General features: G+C 41.4%; 20 protein-coding genes and 1 tRNA gene. 11 read left to right on the forward strand and 10 right to left on the reverse strand.

Features of this window, described 5'->3' with window-relative positions; translation table 11 throughout:
• Window positions 1–233 precede the first annotated feature (233 nt).
• The 7 genes from NI466_RS10815 to NI466_RS10845 form a co-directional block, all read right to left on the reverse strand.
• Entirely contained in the window at window positions 234–863 is a 630-nt protein-coding gene (locus NI466_RS10815) for a DUF6088 family protein (protein WP_253173547.1), read from the reverse strand.
• A gap of 154 nt (window positions 864–1,017) precedes the next feature.
• Window positions 1,018–1,353 (reverse strand): helix-turn-helix domain-containing protein, encoded by a 336-nt coding sequence (locus NI466_RS10820; RefSeq protein ID WP_045126489.1) that lies wholly within the window; start codon window positions 1,351–1,353, stop codon window positions 1,018–1,020.
• 124 nt (window positions 1,354–1,477) lie between these two features.
• Window positions 1,478–1,801, reverse strand: a complete 324-nt coding sequence (locus NI466_RS10825; protein ID WP_253173548.1) for a hypothetical protein — start codon at window positions 1,799–1,801, stop codon at window positions 1,478–1,480.
• Window positions 1,802–1,845: 44 nt separating this feature from the next.
• Complete coding sequence (locus NI466_RS10830) at window positions 1,846–2,133, reverse strand: hypothetical protein (protein WP_253173549.1); 288 nt, start codon at window positions 2,131–2,133, stop codon at window positions 1,846–1,848.
• A gap of 318 nt (window positions 2,134–2,451) precedes the next feature.
• Window positions 2,452–2,697 carry a hypothetical protein gene (locus NI466_RS10835; protein WP_253173550.1) on the reverse strand — a complete coding sequence of 82 codons (246 nt, stop codon included), beginning with the start codon at window positions 2,695–2,697 and terminating at the stop codon, window positions 2,452–2,454.
• Between the two features lie 194 nt (window positions 2,698–2,891).
• Entirely contained in the window at window positions 2,892–4,127 is a 1,236-nt protein-coding gene (locus NI466_RS10840) for a tyrosine-type recombinase/integrase (protein ID WP_253173551.1), read from the reverse strand.
• A gap of 191 nt (window positions 4,128–4,318) precedes the next feature.
• Window positions 4,319–4,395: transfer RNA gene (locus NI466_RS10845), tRNA-Ile, on the reverse strand.
• A gap of 798 nt (window positions 4,396–5,193) precedes the next feature.
• Between NI466_RS10845 and NI466_RS10850 the strand changes: the two genes are divergently transcribed.
• Window positions 5,194–5,748, forward strand: a complete 555-nt coding sequence (locus tag NI466_RS10850) for a 1-acyl-sn-glycerol-3-phosphate acyltransferase (protein WP_004278932.1) — start codon at window positions 5,194–5,196, stop codon at window positions 5,746–5,748.
• 248 nt (window positions 5,749–5,996) lie between these two features.
• Entirely contained in the window at window positions 5,997–6,746 is a 750-nt protein-coding gene (locus NI466_RS10855; RefSeq protein WP_004645516.1) for a YebC/PmpR family DNA-binding transcriptional regulator, read from the forward strand.
• Window positions 6,747–6,814: 68 nt separating this feature from the next.
• Here NI466_RS10855 and NI466_RS10860 read toward each other — a convergent pair whose 3' ends face one another.
• The gene (locus tag NI466_RS10860) at window positions 6,815–7,285 is read right to left on the reverse strand and encodes an Lrp/AsnC family transcriptional regulator (RefSeq protein WP_004645518.1); all 471 of its coding nucleotides are present in this window, start codon (window positions 7,283–7,285) and stop codon (window positions 6,815–6,817) included.
• A 381-nt stretch (window positions 7,286–7,666) separates the two neighbouring features.
• Between NI466_RS10860 and NI466_RS10865 the strand changes: the two genes are divergently transcribed.
• Window positions 7,667–9,310 carry a hypothetical protein gene (locus NI466_RS10865; RefSeq protein ID WP_253173552.1) on the forward strand — a complete coding sequence of 548 codons (1,644 nt, stop codon included), beginning with the start codon at window positions 7,667–7,669 and terminating at the stop codon, window positions 9,308–9,310.
• A gap of 64 nt (window positions 9,311–9,374) precedes the next feature.
• Here NI466_RS10865 and NI466_RS10870 read toward each other — a convergent pair whose 3' ends face one another.
• Complete coding sequence (locus NI466_RS10870; RefSeq protein ID WP_219309031.1) at window positions 9,375–10,139, reverse strand: glutathione S-transferase family protein; 765 nt, start codon at window positions 10,137–10,139, stop codon at window positions 9,375–9,377.
• A 294-nt stretch (window positions 10,140–10,433) separates the two neighbouring features.
• On the opposite strand from NI466_RS10870, the gene ychF reads away from it, so the two are divergent.
• Both ychF and NI466_RS10880 read left to right on the forward strand, forming a co-directional pair.
• Window positions 10,434–11,525: a redox-regulated ATPase YchF gene (gene ychF / locus NI466_RS10875; RefSeq protein WP_004645523.1), complete on the forward strand. Its 1,092-nt coding sequence runs from the start codon at window positions 10,434–10,436 to the stop codon at window positions 11,523–11,525.
• A gap of 210 nt (window positions 11,526–11,735) precedes the next feature.
• Entirely contained in the window at window positions 11,736–12,353 is a 618-nt protein-coding gene (locus NI466_RS10880) for a superoxide dismutase (RefSeq protein WP_253173553.1), read from the forward strand.
• A gap of 190 nt (window positions 12,354–12,543) precedes the next feature.
• On the opposite strand, the gene NI466_RS10885 is transcribed toward NI466_RS10880, so the two are convergent.
• Window positions 12,544–13,041, reverse strand: coding sequence for a hypothetical protein (locus tag NI466_RS10885; protein ID WP_253173554.1), 498 nt, complete (start codon window positions 13,039–13,041; stop codon window positions 12,544–12,546).
• 103 nt (window positions 13,042–13,144) lie between these two features.
• Between NI466_RS10885 and NI466_RS10890 the strand changes: the two genes are divergently transcribed.
• The 6 genes from NI466_RS10890 (at window position 13,145) to dapC (ending at window position 20,201) form a co-directional block, all read left to right on the forward strand.
• A complete protein-coding gene (locus NI466_RS10890; RefSeq protein WP_004278940.1) occupies window positions 13,145–13,897 on the forward strand; it encodes an AzlC family ABC transporter permease in 753 nt (250 codons plus the stop codon).
• Window positions 13,894–14,241, forward strand: a complete 348-nt coding sequence (gene ygaH / locus NI466_RS10895; RefSeq protein WP_004278941.1) for an L-valine transporter subunit YgaH — start codon at window positions 13,894–13,896, stop codon at window positions 14,239–14,241. The genes NI466_RS10890 and ygaH overlap by 4 nt, the downstream gene beginning before the upstream one ends.
• 111 nt (window positions 14,242–14,352) lie before the next feature.
• Complete coding sequence (locus NI466_RS10900; RefSeq protein WP_253173555.1) at window positions 14,353–14,757, forward strand: hypothetical protein; 405 nt, start codon at window positions 14,353–14,355, stop codon at window positions 14,755–14,757.
• Window positions 14,758–15,094: 337 nt separating this feature from the next.
• Window positions 15,095–16,309, forward strand: coding sequence for a formate-dependent phosphoribosylglycinamide formyltransferase (purT, locus tag NI466_RS10905; protein ID WP_253173556.1), 1,215 nt, complete (start codon window positions 15,095–15,097; stop codon window positions 16,307–16,309).
• A gap of 26 nt (window positions 16,310–16,335) precedes the next feature.
• A complete protein-coding gene (gene glnD, locus NI466_RS10910) occupies window positions 16,336–19,014 on the forward strand; it encodes a [protein-PII] uridylyltransferase (RefSeq protein ID WP_253173557.1) in 2,679 nt (892 codons plus the stop codon).
• A 17-nt stretch (window positions 19,015–19,031) separates the two neighbouring features.
• The gene (dapC, locus tag NI466_RS10915; RefSeq protein ID WP_086044656.1) at window positions 19,032–20,201 is read left to right on the forward strand and encodes a succinyldiaminopimelate transaminase; all 1,170 of its coding nucleotides are present in this window, start codon (window positions 19,032–19,034) and stop codon (window positions 20,199–20,201) included.
• Window positions 20,202–20,292 lie beyond the last annotated feature (91 nt).

Below are 20,292 nucleotides of genomic sequence, written 5' to 3' on the forward strand. Positions count from 1 at the left end.
GTTTGAAGCAATGTACTATGATAAGATTAACCCGTTAGGTCAGGTGGCCTAACTTAAATAAAAAAGTCTCCGACAAACCCGGTACGGTTCAAGCAGTTTTAGGACTCAATGTTTCAATGGATTTGGGTGGAGATTGGAAGAGGTTTAAAGATGAACCATATTTTAAATTAACATGATCTAAGTACCCTGAGTGAGAAGACAGCCTTTAGCCTTAACAGGCTAAGGGCTTTTATTTAAAGTGGTTGGCTTATAAAGTAGAACTTTGTCTTTTGCTCATCCAGTAACTTATGCAACCATGCAGGCAAAGAGGACTGATAAAGTAATATCCACTCTTCAGATGTAAGCTTCTTCTCAAGCTTTTTAATCATATTCAAATCAACAATCTCTTTTCCCAAAAAGAGTAATGCTGATATGGCCATTCCCACACGGCTGTCAAATGTATGTTGGAAAAATTTTCTATTTTTAGTATGCAGCAATCTTACCCGAGTGCCACCAATCTTAAATTCACGAGAGTTACCTGAGGTATAAAACACATACATCACTGGAACCTGAGTGCTTAATTCAAGACGATTTGCGGCCATACCTCCATGAACCTGGATGAATTCACTATTTTTCTCAGCAATCACTTTAACTACTTCATAAACATCAGGACTCAGGTATCGCTCCTTCAACATACGGTTTGGTTCAGGTTTATAATAAACACCGTGCTGAATGCGATTAAGCACGCCTTGCTTATTTAAACGCTGAAGCTCCTGATAAACTACCTCAGCCTTACCAAGCTCTTTAAATTCGTCCACAGAAAATACATGACTAGGGCGAAATCCTTTCACCCGTTCTTGAACCGCTTTTGCAATATTAAACATAGCTTAAGCCCCAAATAGACTATAAAAGGTGGTTAAAACTATAAGGGAATTACCGCACAACCTATGTCTTCAACGACCAGGTTCGATTTTGCACATTTCTTCTACATGATTGGATTAAGAAGGATTCAGGTTAAATTAATATATTTAATATCCCTTACCAACCCAAATCTTTTTCATCTACTTTTTTCATCGCCGTTGATTTTGAAGCTTTCCGCCTCACCTTTCCTTTTAGTTTTAAAAGCTGTATTGGTGATAAAGGTGGCTCTGGCAAAAAACTATCCAAATCGTCTAAGGCATTTAGTGTATAGAGAATTTGAATAAGATTTTCGAGCGTCACATTCCCAATTTCGGCATTCAGAATTATTTTACGAGATAAACCTGAATGTGCAGCCACATCAATTTGACGCAAATTTTTATTTAATCTTAATCTTTTGAGTCTTCTTCCAAACTCTTCTGCAATATATCGAGGAGAATCTGACTTACTTAACATGCACCCTCCCTGAGTCCCTAAAAAGGTACTTAATAATTTATTTTTAAGCTTTAAGTTCCATATTGGGAACTTTGTAGAAGTTAGTAAAAAGGCATAGAATTCCTATGCCTTAGTCATTCCCAACTCAAGAATACCTTATTTTGAGTAACTCTTCTTTCTCTTCTTCAGTTAACTCTCGCTTTCCATAGAGTTGCTGAAGTATCTGATCCATTCCGACGTATTTGAGATGCACGTACACGCACAGCGCCGTATTACCAACAAAGATATAAGTCTTTCCCTCTATTTTCAGCCAAAAACCATCTTCCAATATCAATGCTTTCTTATCAATATTGAAAATGATGTCATCTATATCGATTTGGTTTACCTCCATATTGATATATGGCTGATATAGCTTGGTTACCACCGAATATTTTTTATTAATTGGATATTTACCTTTCTTTTTAGCCATGATTAATACTTTTCTTAACTTTTTAAAATTTCTTCTCATCAGCGTTAATCTCTGTATCTTTCTTTAGATTTTTGATACCAGTTTTCTATTTCTTCAGTATCAAAATAGACGGCGGACTGACGCGTAGTGCCACATTTCTGAGCCTTTGGAAACGTCTCGTCACTATCGATTATTTTTCGCAAACAATCACGCCGTACATTTAATAGATCACAAACTTGGTTATATTTAAGGCGCAACGGTTTAATCGTTTGACGGGGAGGCAGCACAGCTGAAATATCAAGACTTTCTGTATCACGTACAACACTACGACGTGTTTTTCTAAAACAATCCAATTTGGACTCCTGAATTTTTAAACTCAGTCAAAGCCTACCAAAAGTAAATTTTTAGAAATTAATTTCGTCTAAAACTCAAAAAAAAATGCCACCTTAATAACAAGCCTCTCCGAAAATTGGTTGATTTTTTGGAGGGGATATTTATAGATGAGACAATATTAAACACATCAATTGTTTATGTTGGTTTTGTTGTTAAAGCCTTCATTAGTTTTTTGCAGATAAATTTATCTGCGATCCTACTAATTAAGAAATTGAACCAATACCCATATCTCAAGTATCAATTTGAAAGGCAACCTTTACCCTCTTTTACCATCATCTTTATAAAAAGAAGGCTTTAGAATTCCGCTTCTGTTCTTCTTCTTTTATTTGTTTTTGAATAGCCTGATATTGAGGATGATCTTTAGCAGCCTCTTGAAACGCTTTAGTTTTCTCAATCCGTATAACCTTGTCATAGTCATAAAGTAGCATCATGGACTTTGGCTTGTGCGGATTCCGCTGTATTGCCGATGGTTTTGGGAAGAATTTACTAATTAGTTCTAAAGAACATCCTCTTTTATCAATCAAGCCAGTTCTTGAGTAATGGACAGGCTCTTTTTTAGATCAACCATGAAGAAATCTCACTTGAAAGGATAAATGCAACTATACGATAGCATACGCAAATGTAAAAAAAAGACCGTGATTGTTTCGCGGTCTTTAGGTTGGTTATCAACTAATTTTCAGAGGGGCTTGCCTTAATGAGGGCATCTTTAATAAGTAACTTATTTTAGAAGAGATTCTACATAGTCACTCCACCATTGCATGATCTCATATCTTTCTTTTAAATGTGCGCTCTTATCATATGCTCCTTTCACGCCTTTCTTAAGATGAGATAATGCAGTCTCAATGACTTGCGATTTTTCACTATATTGTTCATTTAGTGCAGTACTGCCGATATGTCTAAAACCATGAGGGTTTTGTCTACCACGATATCCCGACCGATTTAATGCAGCATTAAAAGTCAAATTAGAAATCGGTCTATTGATATCATTACGACTTGGAAATAAATAATCACTATTATTAGAAATTTTTCGGAGCTCTTTTAAAAGAGCAATAACTTGCTTTGATAAAGGAATAGCATGCTCAATTTCCATTTTCATGATAGAGGCTGGTCTTATCCATACAGCTTCTTCGAAATTAAACTGCTCCCACTTTGCAAGTCGCATTTCTTGAGGTCGTGGTAGCATATGTATCATTAATTCTAAGGCAATTGCTATTGATCGTGACGAATAATTTCTAATCGTAAATATTAATTCAGGCAATTCATCAATAGATACATGCTTCATATTTTCTGACTTCTTTTTACTTAAAAATTCGTATATATTTTCTAGTGGATTATATTCAATAGTCCCCTTAAATTTTGCTAAATTATAAGCTCCTATACAGCATGAGACCAACTTCTCAACTCGATTGTATATTCTTTTTGTTGCCTGTATATCTCTAAAGAAATCCAACCATTCTTTTGGAGTTATCTTTTTATATTGACGATGGCCAAAAATTGGCATCAGATGCTTTTCAATTGATTGCTTCTCTTTCTTGAAAGTCTCTGGTTTCCACTCATCTTTCTTAATATCAAGCCATTCATAGATAAGATGTGAAAATAGAGCCTGCTCCTCCTCTACTTTAATTTGATTAAGCTCGGCCTGTGTTTTTACTTCAATATCTCCATTTGACATTCTTTCAGCTTTTTCACGAGCTTGTAAATATCCAATCTTCGGATAGCTACCTAAGCCAACCCATCCCCACTTGCCTTTCGTATTCTTATAACGATACTGCCAAGACTTTTTCCCATTCGGCTGAACGCGACAATATAGGCCTGCTATCTCTGTAGGCTCCCTGTATTCTTTATCGCGTGGTTTTAAATTTTTGAAACGGTCTTCTGGGCTTTTTTTGCGCCGTACTTTTTGCTGACCTTTTTCTTCAGAACAGGTATCTAGATCATCTTTGAAATTTTGCATAACTGCAGGTTTAACCTCAATTTTTCGACTGTGTATCCCTGAGTTATAATTTGAAAACTGGATACAAACAAGGATACACAGAGCGCGTTCCCATATGAAGTTATATGAAGTTAAACAAAGCAATAAAAAACCCTTAACTCTTTTAGAATTAAGGGTTTAGATCTTATATAAAGCTATATAAATATAAAATATGGTGGGCCCAGACAGACTTGAACTGTCGACCAACGGATTATGAGTCCGCTGCTCTAACCAACTGAGCTATAGGCCCTATATGCTGAAAACTTTATTTATCAATAAGTTCAGGCGTCATGAATACTAGCTAAGATTTTTTGGAAAGACAAGTGCTTTTATAACTGCTTGAACATTTAGGCAGCAATCATGGGCGACTTGTCTTAGTCAAAATTCAGTTACTTAAGACTTCAGTATAGGAGGCATATAGAAAAATGAGATACATGCTGCATCATTTAAGATAAATGAGCCTGTATCTTGAATTTAATCCGGTCTACTAAGCGTAAAACTGATAGATTTAAGGTCTTAGTATATCTATAAGGTATCAAAATTCTTTATTACTCAGGCAGTAATGTTAAAGGAATAGCCTAGAACTAAAGAAGATAGAATGACTAGAATTCAGACTTCATTTCTTCGTCTTTATGTAAATCCTGCTTAATTTCGATCAAAGACCATACAATTATAAGCGCAAAAATCAATAGGGAGACTACGAAGGCTGTCATGTACGTCATACTTTTCAATCTCAGAGTAGAAAGAATAAGAAAATAGAAAAGACCTGTATCAGTCTTCTTCTTCGACAAAAGTCTAATAACTAAAGTGTGCTCTGGATAGTCATTTTCTCATCATTTTAAGACTTTTTTTGTATCTAATGATATTTTTAAGATCTTAATATTGTTTTATTTATATATATTAACTCTTAATCTTGCAGCTTAAAAAGATGAATAAATCATAGATTTTTACATTATTCGCTGATTTTATTGGAAAGCCTATTGACTGTATGGGCGAACAAGATGAAATTATGCAGTTCTCTACATACAGCTTTTACTTCTCCGTACTTATGCTAAACAAATTCCTTGGCGAATCTGCATTTAAACTTGCAGGTTGGCAATATCATGTCGAACCAGATGTGCTTGAAGACAAACAGGTCATTATTGGATTCGAACATACCTCAATGATGGATGCGGTACTGTCAATTGCCCTGTTCCAGATCTATGATCTCAAGGTACATACCTTGATCAAAAAAGAATTATTTAAAGGACCCTTCAAGCCATTATTGAACGCTGTGGGTGGTATTCCGGTTGACCGCAAGGCCAGTAAAGATATCGTGACCCAGATGGTGGAACATTTTCAGAACAATGAAAAGTTCAATCTGGTCATTGCACCCGAAGCAACACGTGCTAAACAAGGTGAAGCACGCAAACCGATCCGTACCGGTTTCTGGCATATTGCCAAGGCTGCCAATGTACCGATCGTGCTATTATATGCCAATTCCAAAACCAAGCAAGGCGGTATTCTCGGCAAGATTTATCCGACAGATCTTGCGCATGACCTGGCTTTGATCAAGCAACTATATAAAGACAAGGTTGGTCTGGATATCGTTATTCCAGAATAAGCTTTTTAAAAAGAAAAGCACGGACATAATCAGCGATTCTGCTGTTTATGTCCAAGTCATCTGTCCATATAAATGTATAAATAGAATTATAAATTCCCCTATCCTCTTTCTATTTTTCCTCGATATTGCACTTTTTTTGTTTTTATCCTGAAATCTCAAATCCAGACACTTTTTTTTAAAAAAACGCTTATGGTAGAATTTCGGCATTCTGATAGGCATACAGCCAATCTACAAGGAGCATAGTTCGCATGGCGGGTCATTCCAAGTGGGCCAATATTAAGCATCGCAAAGCAAAACAAGATGCAAGTCGTGGTAAAGTTTTTACCAAATACATTCGTGAATTAACCACTGCTGCAAAGCTTGGTGGTCCAGATACTGCAAGCAACCCTCGTCTACGTGCTGTGGTTGAAAAAGCATTATCAGTGAATATGACACGTGACGTGATCAACCGTGCCATTCAACGTGGTGCTGGTGGCGAAGATAACGACGACCTGAAAGAAGTGACCTACGAAGGTTATGGTGTAGGTGGTGTTGCGGTTATTGTTGAAACCATGACTGACAACTTGAACCGTACTGTGCCTGACGTACGTCATTGCTTCTCTAAAACTGATGGTAACTTAGGCACCAACGGTTCGGTGGCATTCCTGTTCACTAAACGTGGTGAGATCACTTTTGAAGATGTGTCTTTGGAAGATCAAATCATGGAAGTGGCATTAGAAGCAGGTGCTGAAGACATCGAAGTCACTGAAGATGATATCCTAGTCATTACCACACCTGAAGCCTTCGGTGAAGTTCAAGATGCTTTAACTGCTGCAGGTTTAAAATCTGACAATGCTGAAGTAGTGATGAGTCCTTCAACCAAAGCAGAAATCACAGACATCGATCAAGCAAAAAAAATCATGAAAATGATTGATATGCTTGAAGATCTAGATGATGTCCAGAACGTATATACCAACGTTGAATTCTCAGATGCAGTTTTAGCAGAACTTGATGCTTAAATATTTCTGATTCAAAAAACGCACCTTAGGGTGCGTTTTTTATGGCTGTCGACCACCCTCGTCTTTGATTAGACTTTATTGAGTAATCCGCTACAGTTAAAGACATTATATTCTTTAATGACAAAGCTGGAATGCAGTGCAACCACGTGCTCAATTTTTCCAATCCGCTTGAGCAGGATTTCACTATAATTTTCCATATCCCTTGCCACAACTTCGACAATAAAGTCCGCAGACTGACCGGTGACCAAAAAGGCATTAATCACTTCGGGAATACTTTCCAGTTCTTCCAGAAATTTAGCAAAAGTATCGCTATCATGTTTGCTTAAGGATACCTGCAACAGCACATGCAGACTGAAACCTAATTTTTGGTAATTAATTTCACGTTTTAAGCCACTGATAATATTATGATCGATTAAGTGTTTGATCCTGCGATGCACCGAACTGACAGATAAATTCACCCGCTCGGACAGTTCATTCAGATTGACATCTTCATGGGTCAATATTTCTAGAATATGTTTATCGAAACGATCCAGTTCCATTTTTATACTCTTATATCAATAATCAATAGATGCAGAAAATTTTGCGCCATCTCTGTTATACAATATTTATTTATTTTTCACAAAATTTTCATATTCTGAAATTTTTTTCCAAATGGGAGCTCATTTTATAAATACGGTTTTCAGGATGGTTTAAATGACCGTTAATCGCATTAATTAAAAATATGATCAATGGTATTTTTAATTAAATCTTTATTTTTTAAATTATTTAAATTGAATGAGCGAAGCAACAGATAAGCTATTCCTGTCAACCCCCACACGACTTAACCGTCCATCTTTTACAAGTGTATAGAAATAGATTAAAACAAAGGCGCTTTAAAAACAAAAATAGCGCATTTCAAAAATATTACACAAGGAACGGTCATGGCTTCTAAACTTTTAAGCTTGATAAAAACAAAAGTGAGTCCTGTTTTAACCGTCGAAACCCAAACGAAGAGCTTACTGGGCGGCTTATTCGGTGGAACGACATCAGGTACCCTCACCAATCTTATTGGCAATCTCACCGGATCCAATACTCAACCTTCAGTCAGCTCATTATTAAATAATCTCCTTTCTGGAAGCAGCCTGAGTACGACAAATCTCAGCAATTTATTAACTCAGTTTTCTGGTTCGAATGCCTCAAGTTTAAATATTCAAAGCCTGATCAGTAGCTTAACCCAATCCAATGGCGGTAGCTTTAATATTACCCAGGTCACCAACTTATTAAAGAGCTTAATGGGGAGCAATAGCATCAGCCTGGATCTTGAGGCTATTTCTAAACTGGTGGGCGGCTTATTGGGCGGCAGTACAGGCAATATTGATATTGGTAAAATTTCTCAACTGGTCGATGGCCTGATCGGCGGTTCAAGTAATATTGATATTGGTGCGATTGCGGGTCTGGTCGGCAACCTGATTGGCGGGAATGGTGAGATTGATATCGCGCAAATTGCTCAGCTCGTTGGTGGTCTGATTGGTGGTTCTAGCGGATTGGGTGGTGTAGACATTGGTGCGATCGCAGGTCTGGTCAGCAACCTGATTGGCGGTAATGGCGAAATTGATATTGCACAAATCGCTCAGCTCATTGGTGGTCTGATTGGTGGGTCTGGCGGTTTAGGTGACGTAGACATTGGTGCCATCGCAGGTCTGGTCAGCAACCTGATTGGTGGTAATGGCGAGATTGATATCGCACAAATTGCTGAATTGGTCGGTGGTCTGATCGGTGGTTCTGGCGGTTTAGGTGATATAGATATTGGAGCAATTGCAGGTCTGGTGGGTGGCTTAATCGGTGGCAATGGCGAGATTGATATTGCGCAAATCGCTCAACTGGTTAGTGGCCTGATCGGCGGTTCTGGCGGATTGGGCGGTGTAGATATTGGTGCCATCGCAGGTCTGGTCGGCAACCTGATTGGCGGTAATGGTGAAATTGATATCGCACAAATTGCTGAATTGGTCGGTAGTCTGATCGGTGGTTCTGACGGTTTAGGTGATATAGATACTGGAGCAATTGCAGGTCTGGTGGGTGGCTTAATCGGTGGCAATGCAGGTGGTGATTTTGATCTTGGTGCTATTACCGATTTAATTAGCGGCTTTGTAGGCGGAAATGCAACAGGTGGTTTTGATGTCGGTGGCTTCACTGACTTACTGAGCGGTCTAATCGCGAATGGTTCAAATGGCATAGACTTAGGTGGGTTATTGGGTAATCTGAATCTCGGCAGCGATCTGGATCTGGGTGGTATGATCGAAGATATTTCCTCTGCTTCAAACGGCTTTGACTTAGGCAGTATTGCCGAAGGTGTTGGTCAGTTGGTTGGTAGTGGCTCTTCGATTGAATTGCCTGACCTCGGTGATCTTGTCCAAGGTGTGGGTACGACTGATTCCAATATTGACCTGTCTGCTCTCCTGCCGGGCATTAAAGATACGATTCAGAATATTGGCAGTGGCGGGTCTTCATCCGGATTTGATTTTGGTTCACTCCTCAATAATTTTACTAAAAATATTGATATCGACCAGACTAATCCTTGGGGTTAATCATAATCTCATCAAAAAAACGCGCTTCATGCGCGTTTTTTAATTTTGAAAGTAGCATTTAAACTTATATACCACGCCAGTCTACCCGTGCATTGCGTTCGGTTCGGTAAATACGACAAATATATTCACCCAGTGGAAGCTCATTCAAATACTGCTGATAGTCGCGATATTCTTCGGACAAGGTTTCGAAATTTTCTTTTTCCCATGGCGTACCTGGAATCGCCAGAAGCGGTGCCAACATGGAACAGACTGCAATATCCGCCAGACCTAAACGATTTCCGACAAAATAATGCCCACCTTGGCTGACCAGCATCTGATTGAGCTGCTGTACCGCAACATCAATATGCTGTTTGGATTCCGCCACAGTTTCCTCATTCAATGCATAACCCTTGGCCACCATCGCTTTCAATAAAGGTTTAGAAAATTTTTCAAACTGGCGCAGATAACCCTGCTCACCAATTAAAATATCCAGAGATTCATGATCAGAAGTCAGTGCTTGAGAGAGCATCCAGCGACGGACATGACGACCCAATTCCAAAGTAATTTCATTAATTTCTAAAGCTTTATTTCGAAAATACCCTTCTGCGTGCAGTAAACGATGTTCTGGATAAGTATCATCCAAATACAGAGCAATCTGGGTGGAATCTGCGATCCATCGGTCCTGATCACGCAAAATAGGCAGACGATTCTGTCCTGTTTTCAGGCGGGCAAAAGCGCGGTGTACCCCGGGTATCAGATTATGAGCAACATAATACAACTCTTTATGGTCCAGCATCCAACGTGCTTTTTCGCAAAAGTGAGATAAAGGAAACTGGTATAAAGTTCGCATGTATGCTCCATGTTTATCGTTATTGGATCAGGGCGTGTAGGCCGCCGTTTTATTCAGATACTTTAGTCACTCACTTTTAGAAAAACAATGTGATTTTTATTCAAAAGTAAAATACTGGCTGATTATTCCTCTATGGTTGGTGGACTCACGATACATCCCGGAAAGCTCAGCGAGTCATTTTAGGTCGTCAGAAGCATTTGATTGCAATAAACCACAAGCGCATGACCTGACTTTAGCTGTGCTTTCATGTAAAATCGGGAGCAATTTTTATATAACGCTTTTGTGAGTTATTTCATGGGTTTTAATTGCGGTATTGTCGGCTTGCCGAACGTTGGTAAATCTACACTTTTCAATGCCTTAACCAAAGCTGCTATTGCTGCAGAAAACTTCCCTTTCTGTACGATCGAACCAAACACCGGGATTGTACCGGTTCCTGATCCACGTTTAGACAAATTGACTGCAATTGTTAAACCGCAACGTGTTATTCCGACTTCTATGGAATTTGTAGACATCGCAGGTCTGGTAGCGGGTGCTTCTAAGGGCGAAGGCTTGGGTAACCAGTTTCTGGCCAACATTCGTGAAACTGATGCAATTGCTCACGTTGTGCGTTGTTTTGAAGATGAAAACGTCATTCATGTGAATGGTCGTATTGATCCACTAGATGACATCGCTACGATTAATACCGAACTTGCGCTTGCAGACTTGGACGCTGTAGCCAAAGCGATTACGCGTTTGACAAAATCTGCCAAGGGTGGCGACAAAGAAGCGCTTGCCACTAAAGCTGTATTGGAAAAAATCCAGCCTTTACTGGATGAAGGTAAACCGGCTCGCGCAGCGGACCTAGATGATGACGAACGCAAGCTGGTACGTGGCTTTGGTTTAATGACGCTTAAACCAACGATGTATATTGCCAACGTTGCTGAAGACGGTTTTGAAAACAACCCGCATTTAGATGCAGTCAGAAAATTAGCCGCTGAAGAAAATGCGATTGTGGTTCCACTTTGCAACCAGATTGAAGCTGAAATTTCATTGCTTGAAGATGAAGACCGTGCTGAATTCCTTGAAGCAATGGGCATGGAAGAACCGGGTTTAAACGTTGTAATTCGTGCAGGTTATTCATTACTGGGCCTACAAACTTACTTCACCGCGGGCGTGCAAGAAGTTCGTGCCTGGACCGTAAAAGTTGGCGCAACTGCACCACAGGCAGCAGGCGTGATTCATACCGACTTTGAAAAAGGCTTTATCCGTGCAGAATGTATCGCTTATGATGATTTCGTGCAGTACAACGGCGAAGCCGGTGCGAAAGAAGCAGGCAAATGGCGTCTAGAAGGTAAAACTTACATCGTTCAGGATGGCGATGTTTTACACTTCCGTTTTAACGTTTAAGTCATTGCTGTTAAAAAAAGCCCCTTCTTGGGGTTTTTTTATTGCTTATAAAAAGAGGATTCATACGTATAACAGGCTTTCTGGAAGCGCATAAGATCAACACATATCAACAATAATGATAACTATTCTCATATATAAATATTAAATTAGAGCGTATCTTAAATCTAATGAAAAATAACCTAACTCCATTCTTCCCAAGGAATCCTGCCAATGAGCTACACCTTGCCTGCACTACCTTATGCTTATGATGCGCTAGAGCCTCATATCGATAGCAAGACCATGGAAATTCATCATAGCAAGCATCATCAAACTTATATCAATAATATCAATGCAGGAATAGCGGGTACAGAATGGGAAGATTTATCGGTCGAAGCCTTAATTAGCAAATTCAATGAAGTGCCCGAGCAACTCAGACAGAACGTGATTAATAATGCTGGTGGACATGCCAATCATTCCCTGTTCTGGACTGTGATGAGTCCAGACGGCGGTGGTCATCCTGAAAATGAAATTGCCAAGGCTATTGAACATGAATTAGGAGGATTCGAGGCATTTAAAGAAGCGTTTACCCAAGCAGCGCTTAGCCGTTTTGGTAGTGGTTGGGCCTGGTTAAGTATGGCGCCAGATCAAACGCTTATTGTAGAAAGTAGCGCCAATCAGGATTCTCCACTGATGAATGGCAATATTCCCCTTTTAGGTCTGGATGTCTGGGAACATGCCTATTATTTACAATATCAAAACCGTCGTCCGGAATATATCTCAGCTTTTTTCAATGTCGTGAACTGGAAAGAAGTAAATCGTCGTTATCTGGAAGCGTTGAACGCGCTTTAAATCTTTGAGGAAATCGACCATGTCTACACGTACATTGATTCAACGCATGATTGGTAGCACACTCCTGATCTGCGGTGTAATGGTGCTTTTATTAGAACATGTGTGGATGCCCTATTTTTAAAGTTTATTTTGCTAAAAAAGCCAGTCTGAATGACTGGCTTTTTATAGGTACATTTAAATGGACAAAGGTTTATTGCATATTGGCAATTGCAGTACCTTTTTGCTTAGGATCAGTATTTCCGAGTGCGGGATGGGCAATGGCATTCTGACATTGCAGTTTATCCCGCTCATAATCTGCCTGTTTTTGTTGCAGACTATTACCATTTTCCATGGTCGTCCGCGCCCAGATTTCCAGACTGGTCAAAGCTTTACGACACAGGGCATATTTGCCTTCGGTCACCGAATCGGTCATTTTGACATTAATACGCCAGTCTGTACTCAATTTACGTGCCGGTTGACGTACCTGTGTTTCCAGCTGATCCACTTCTTTATTATAGACCAGTGGATCTACTTCATTGATCAACTGCCATGCGGCATTGGCATAAGCCGTCGCATCATTGCTTAGTTTAGGTGCCGGTTTAATTTCTGGCTTATCAGTCGATTGACTGTCATTCCCACACGCTTGCAACAACATTGCCGTGCTTATTAAAGCAGCAGTCAGTATCGTGCGTGTCTTGAACATCCACATATCAGGCTCGCCAATTTAAACATTTCGGCACTATGCTATTAAATTCACGTAGAATACACAATCTTCATTTGACCCATCGTTCAACTCTCCTTCAAGGTGTGTCGTGTCTGAACCGAATCAACTCGCTACGCAACCTGCTGGCTTCTGGCAAGGTGCAAAAGATAGCCAAGCGATTATCTTCACTTATTTACCAGTGTCGTTTGCTTTTGGTGTTTCAGCCACTCAGTTTGGCTTTACCGCCTGGGAAGCACTGTTCCTGTCCTGCTCGATGTATGCAGGTGCCAGCCAGTTCCTGGTGGTCGCGCTCTTAGGTAGTGGAACATCTATCTGGATGACGGCATTAACCGTGATTGCCTTAGACATTCGTCATCTGCTTTATGGCCCTGCGTTACAAAATCTGATTCAAGACCGGCTGAATTTAAAGAAAACGGCAATCTGGTCTTGGGGTTTGACCGATGAAGTTTTTGCCTCCGGCATGATCAAGCTCTCGCAACGGCGACAGGAATGGTCAGAATCCTGGATGCTCGGTTTAAGCCTGTTTAGCTGGATGTCCTGGGCACTCGGATCTTTCCTCGGTGGATTGTTTGCCGATCAGGTCAGCAACCTGCCGCAATTCTTACAGGCTGCGCTGGATTTCTTGTTACCTGCGCTGTTCCTGAGCTTCTTGTTAGCCGCTTTTGAGAAAAAACATACTTTTGTTGTAGCTGTCACAATTCTGGTGTCTGCGATTGCCTGTTATTTTATCGACCTGTCTGCCGCGATCTTTATCGGTATAAGTTCTGGTATTTTCGCAGGCCTGTTCAAGCACTATATTTTGAAACAGCCAGATCCTGAACACGCAGGAGATCAAGCATGAATCTAGAGATTATTCTGGTCGGGATTTTAGTCGGGATTGCCAATTTTGCCTCGCGCTTTGGTCCTTTTTTTGTCATTCAAAAATTTCAGCAAGGTTCGCAAAAACGCGGAGCGTTGTGGCTAAAAATTGCCTTGGGTTCAATTGGCATCGCTGCGATCAGCTCCATGTTGGTAGTTGCTACCCTGCCACCTTTATTAGAAACGCCGAATAAAAGTTTTGCGATGCTGGTTGGCTTTATTGTGCTCACGGTTTTGTACTTTAAGTTTAAACGTATTGTGATGGCGACACTGACCGCAGCGCTCACCTATGGCCTGGTTTACACCTATGTTCCAGTACCCTTTTAAGCTTTAACTCGTTGATCAATCGAAACAAAGACTTATGCTAAACTCATAGTATAGGTCTTTTTTATATAACAATAAAAACAAGGAAGGAGGCGCATGTTTGAGGTCAAACAGGTGATTGAAGGCAAAATCTTTATTCATCATCGGCGCGATGAAATGTTAACCGTATTCCATCGACATGAAGTGCCGGCACAATATTTTGAATGTTTTATCAATGCTCAAAATTTTACCGGACATTTTGTCGAAATACATGCTCAACCAGCAGATCAAGTTCGGGTGGTTTATATTAAAAAGAATAGCACCCATCAAATTATTGCTATGCTTAATCAGAGCCAATACGTGCTGCATCTTCATCCTTTGACATTGATTTTGGGTAAATGGAGCTTCAGACATCGTGTCCTGCCGAATACTCTAAAAATTTTTGCTGGTTTATTTGCGCTCCTTTTTATTCTTTTTTCAGCTACCGCCTTTTCAGTAGATCAGTTCCAGCTCACCACCATCTTGCGAGACTGCATTTAATTCACAGTTTTTGGGCTACTGTTATTTTTGCTGTGCTTTGTACTGCCTTTTGTATTGCCCTATGCGTATTTCCTGCATGTTCGTACATTACGTCTGTTAAAGATGCTAAATATCAATACTGAACAAGTTGCACAAATAGAAAAGCTCAAGTCTCAAAGCGAGATTTATCTTCTGCAAACGCAGTCTGACAGCGATGTGAAAATGACAGCGCCTCCTTATTAAAATCTAGAAAAACTTTATAAATAAAACTGTTGGTCAATATCACAATTTTGTATGAATCTTGGCTTAACTGTCGGCTCAGTTCTGCTATGCTAAAAGTCCATAAAATCAAGCATGGATGATCCACATGAGCGTGACTATTGGTACTCCCCTTCAATCTTCTGCCTATAAAGTTCTATTATTGGGTTCTGGTGAACTGGGCAAGGAAGTGGTGATTTCACTACAACGCCTTGGAGTCGAAGTTCATGCTGCTGACCGTTATGATCATGCCCCTGCCATGCAGGTTGCGCATTATTCCTATACCTTGAATATGGCAGATGCTGTAGAACTCAAACAACTCATCAATCAAATCCAGCCACATTTAATTGTTCCTGAAATTGAAGCGATTGCGACCGAAGTTCTGCTTGAAATAGAAGCCCAGAACATTGCTACAGTCATTCCTTCTGCTAAAGCCGTCAATCTGACCATGAACCGTGAAGGTATTCGTCGTCTGGCTGCGGAAGAACTCGGTCTGCCAACTTCAGCTTACCGTTTTGCCGACAGTTTAGAATCCTTCCGCGCGGCCTGTGACGATGTCGGCTATCCAAACTTTGTGAAACCGGTGATGTCATCTTCAGGCAAAGGTCAGTCTCGTGTTACCCGTTTTGATGAAGTCGATGCTGCCTGGGAATATGCGCAAACCGGTGGCCGGGTCAATCAGGGTACTGTGATTGTAGAATCACAAATTGACTTTGATTTTGAAATTACCTTATTGACTGTTCGTGCAAAAAATCCAGAAACCGGCGAAATCGAAACGTCTTATTGCGACCCGATCGGACATCGTCAGGACTCAGGTGATTATGTGGAAAGCTGGCAGCCTCAACCGATGACTCCAGCCGCGCTGGAAGAATCCAAGCGCATTGCCAACAAGGTCACTACAGCACTTGGTGGCTGCGGAATCTTTGGTGTAGAACTCTTTGTAAAAGGCGACAAAGTATGGTTTAGTGAGGTTTCCCCACGTCCACACGATACTGGACTGGTGACTTTAGCCTCCCAATTTCAAAGTGAATTTGAGCTGCATGCACGTGCTATTTTAGGCTTGCCGGTGAATACTGCACGACATAGTGTGGCTGCCAGTGCGGTAATTTATGCTGGAGTAGATGGCCGTAATCTTTCATTTTCTGGCCTGAATCTTGCTTTAGCAGACGGCAATACCGATTTGCACCTGTTTGGCAAACCAGAAGGTTTTAAACGTCGCCGTATGGGCGTTGCCACGGCACGTGCAGAAACTATTGAACAGGCACGTGAACTGGCCCTACAGGTCGCTAACCAAGTTAGCGTCAACCAAAACTAAGCTGAAATACCAACGGACGACTGTACATGATCAACACCCATCCACTGCTGAATTACGCTAAAAGCAACCATGACATTAAAGCCATCAATCAATGGCGCAGTGATGTCGAAAATCAGCTTCAGGAAAGTTTTGAAAATGGACAGTCGATTCGGGATATTATTCTGGCGCGTTCCAACCTGATTGATGAAGCATTGCAGTTTCTCTGGCAGCATGCCGAACTGGATCAAACCGATTTGGCCCTGTTTGCGGTCGGGGGCTATGGCCGTCGTGAAATGCTGCCTTATTCTGATGTCGACATCATGATCTTGTCAGAAGACGAGATTAACCCGGAACAGGAACAACTGATTTCTACATTCATTTCATCGCTTTGGGACGTGGGGAATTTCAAACCCGGTATCAGTGTCCGCACCATCAATGAATGTGTCAATCAGGCCAGCAGTGATCTGACCGTCGCCACCACCCTGATCGAAGCCCGCCTGATTATTGGCAATGAAAACCTGTGTAGATGGCCACGTCGTATCGTGTCACGTACCTGGACTGACAAAACTTTTTTTGATGCCAAGATGGATGAGCAGCATAAACGCTATGCTCAGCACAACAATACCGAAAGCAATCTGGAACCGGATATTAAAAATGCGCCGGGTGGCATCCGTGATATCAACCAGATTGGCTGGATTGCCAAACGGCATTTCCGCGTCAATCGCATTTATGATCTGGTACATCTCGGTTTTATTTCAGAATTTGAACTCGGTGTGCTTGAGGAAGCCGAAAGTTTCCTCTGGGAAATCCGTCATCACCTGCACCGCCTGACCAAGCGCGATGAAAACCGCTTATTGTTCGATTATCAGCGTGATATTGCTGCCAAATTTGGCTATGTACGTGAAGAGGCGCATCATCCGAACTACCCAATTGAACAGTTCATGAAGCGCTATTATCGCAGTGCACAGCAAGTGTCTACGCTGAACGAAATGCTGCTGGCCTATTTTAATGAATCGGTCATTACGCCACGTTTACCGCAATATGAACGCCAGATCGAAGAAATCAACCAGAACTTTAAACTGGTCGATGGCAAACTGGCTGTGCAGCATCACAAGATTTTCTCGGAAAATCCAAACGCAATTCTGGAAATTTTCTATTTACTAGCCAATCGTCCTGAGATCGAAGGTATTCGTGCGCGTACTTTACGCCTGCTGACCCTGGCTGGAAAACGCATTGATCAGGATTTTCGTGATAATCCGGTGCATCAGGCGCTATTTATGGCGATTATCCGTTCACCGCATCGACTCTACGATACTATGGTCGCGATGAAGCGTTATGGTGTGCTTGGAAATTACATCCCGGCCTTTGGACAGATTCTGGGACTGATGCAATATGACCTGTTCCATATCTATACGGTCGATGCACATACCTTATTGCTGCTGCGTAATTTAAACCGCTTTAAAGAACCTGAATTTGCCAAGGAATTTCCGGTGGTCAGTTCAGTGTTTCAGCGTCTGACCCGTCGTGACATCGTCTATCTGGCAGCAATTTTCCATGATATTGCTAAAGGTCGTGGCGGTGACCACAGTGAACTCGGTGCCAGCGACGCGATTAAATTCTGCCGTAGCCATGGCTTTACTGAACGCGAAAGTAATCTGGTGGCCTGGCTGATCCAAAATCATCTGATGATGTCGGTGACTGCCCAGAAAAAAGATATTTCCGATCCGGATGTGGTCAAAGAATTCGCCGAAAAAATGGGTGACATGGAACATCTGGATTATTTATACACCCTGACAGTCGCCGATATTAACGCCACCAATCCGAAGCTGTGGAATACCTGGCGCGCTTCGCTGATGCGTCAACTATATACTCAGGCACGTGACGTAATCCGTTCTGGTCTGGGCCGTCCGGTTGATTATCAAATGCTGATTGAAGATACTAAATTTGCAGCCAGTGAACTTCTGGTTCAGGACTTCTCACTGGATGAGGTAGAAAAAGTCTGGCAGGAACTTGGTGATGACTATTTCCTCAAAGAAACAGCAGATGAAATTGCCTGGCATACCCGTGCCATTTTACAACACGGCGATAATCCTGCCCCACTGGTGCTGATGCGGGCGCACCGTAAATATGCGCAGGATGCGGTACAGATCTTTATTTATACGCAGGATCAACCCAACCTGTTTGCCACCACCGTGGCTATTCTGGATCGTATGAATCTGGATGTACAAGACGCACGGATTATTACAGCGACTAAAGCCTTCAGTCTGGATACCTATGTGGTACTGGACCGTTTTGGTACCTTATTGACCGATCCGGAACGCGAAGCCACAGTGATTGAAGCCCTAAAAGATGCCTTGAGTCATTCAGATGAATATCCTGGCTTGATGCAGCGCCGGATTCCACGTCAATTACGTCATTTCGATATTGAAAATACAGTCGATATCAGTATCAATCCTGCCTTGAATCAGAATATGGTTGAAATTGCCACTCTCGATCATCCTGGTTTACTTGCCAAAATCGGTGGTTTATTTATGATGCAAGGCCTGGATATCCACTCTGCCAAAATTGCTACACTTGGCGAACGTGCCGAAGACATATTTTTTGTCACCAAAAAAGATGGCAACCCTATGACACCTGAAGAATCTGCTGAATTTGCAGCTGCACTTAAAACTGCGCTGGATGAAGCTTCTCATCAGGTTTGTAGTCAACATCAACACTCACATTAAAACGCGGTTACTTATTCATGAACTCTAGCTTGTCTCTACTGCATCCTTATCCGTTTGAAAAGTTAAATCAGCTTTTTGCGGATATCCAGCCTGCAAATATGCCCTTAATTCCCCTGTCGATTGGTGAACCAAAGCATCCTGCACCGGAGTTTGTGAAACAAGCGATTATCGATAACTTTAAACATTTATCGACCTATCCAAACAGTAAAGGCTTGCCTGAGCTACGCGAAAGTATTGCTCAATGGCTGACGCGCCGTTTTAAGCTAAATAGCATCAGTGCAGACAGCAATATCCTGCCTGTTTCTGGTACGCGTGAAGCGATTTTCTCGTTTGTACAGGCTTTGGTAAATCGTGAAGAGGCACCTTATGTGGTGATGCCGAATCCGTTTTATCAGATTTATGAAGGTGCAACACTGCTCGCAGGCGCCAAACCTTATTTCATCAACTGTACTGAGGAAAATAACTACCTTGGTGATTTTGATGCGGTTCCGGCGGAAGTCTGGGAAAAAACAGCATTGCTATTTGTCTGCACCCCGGGCAATCCAACAGGTGCAGTGCTGTCCAAAGAACAGTTTAAAAAACTGATTGCCCTGTCGGATCAGTACAACTTTGTGATTGCTTCAGACGAATGCTATTCGGAACTGTGGTTTGATCAGGCACCTGTAGGTTTACTGGAAGTTTGTGCTGAAATTGGCCGGGATGACTATAAAAACTGTGTGGTGTTCCATTCACTGTCTAAACGTTCTAACCTCCCGGGCATGCGTTCAGGTTTTGTTGCCGGTGATGCCAGCCTGTTAAAACCTTATTTGCAGTACCGTACTTACCACGGCGCAGCGATGCCGGTTCAGCACCAGTTAGCTTCAATTGCTGCCTGGGATGATGAAGCACATGTGGAAGAAAACCGGGTGCAATACCGTGCCAAGTTTGATTTATTCCAGAAAGAACTCGGTCATCTGCTGCCACTCAAAAAACCGGATGCAGGTTTCTATTACTGGTTAAAAGTCGACAATGATGAAGCCTTTGCCAAACATTTGATGGAAGAAGCACATATTAAAGTTCTTCCGGGTCGTTATTTATCCCGCGATACCGAACAAGGTAATCCGGGTGAAAATCATGTACGTCTGGCACTCGTAGCCGATCTGGCGCAATGTGAAGAGGTTATTCGACGCCTGAAAACCATCCTCTAAGTTTTAATCATGACTAAAAACCCACTTTAGATAAGTGGGTTTTTTAATTAACATTAGATGAGCTCTATTTTTATCACATACTGAGAAAATA

This window comes from Acinetobacter lwoffii (assembly GCF_024129595.1).
Taxonomy (GTDB): domain Bacteria; phylum Pseudomonadota; class Gammaproteobacteria; order Pseudomonadales; family Moraxellaceae; genus Acinetobacter; species Acinetobacter lwoffii_O.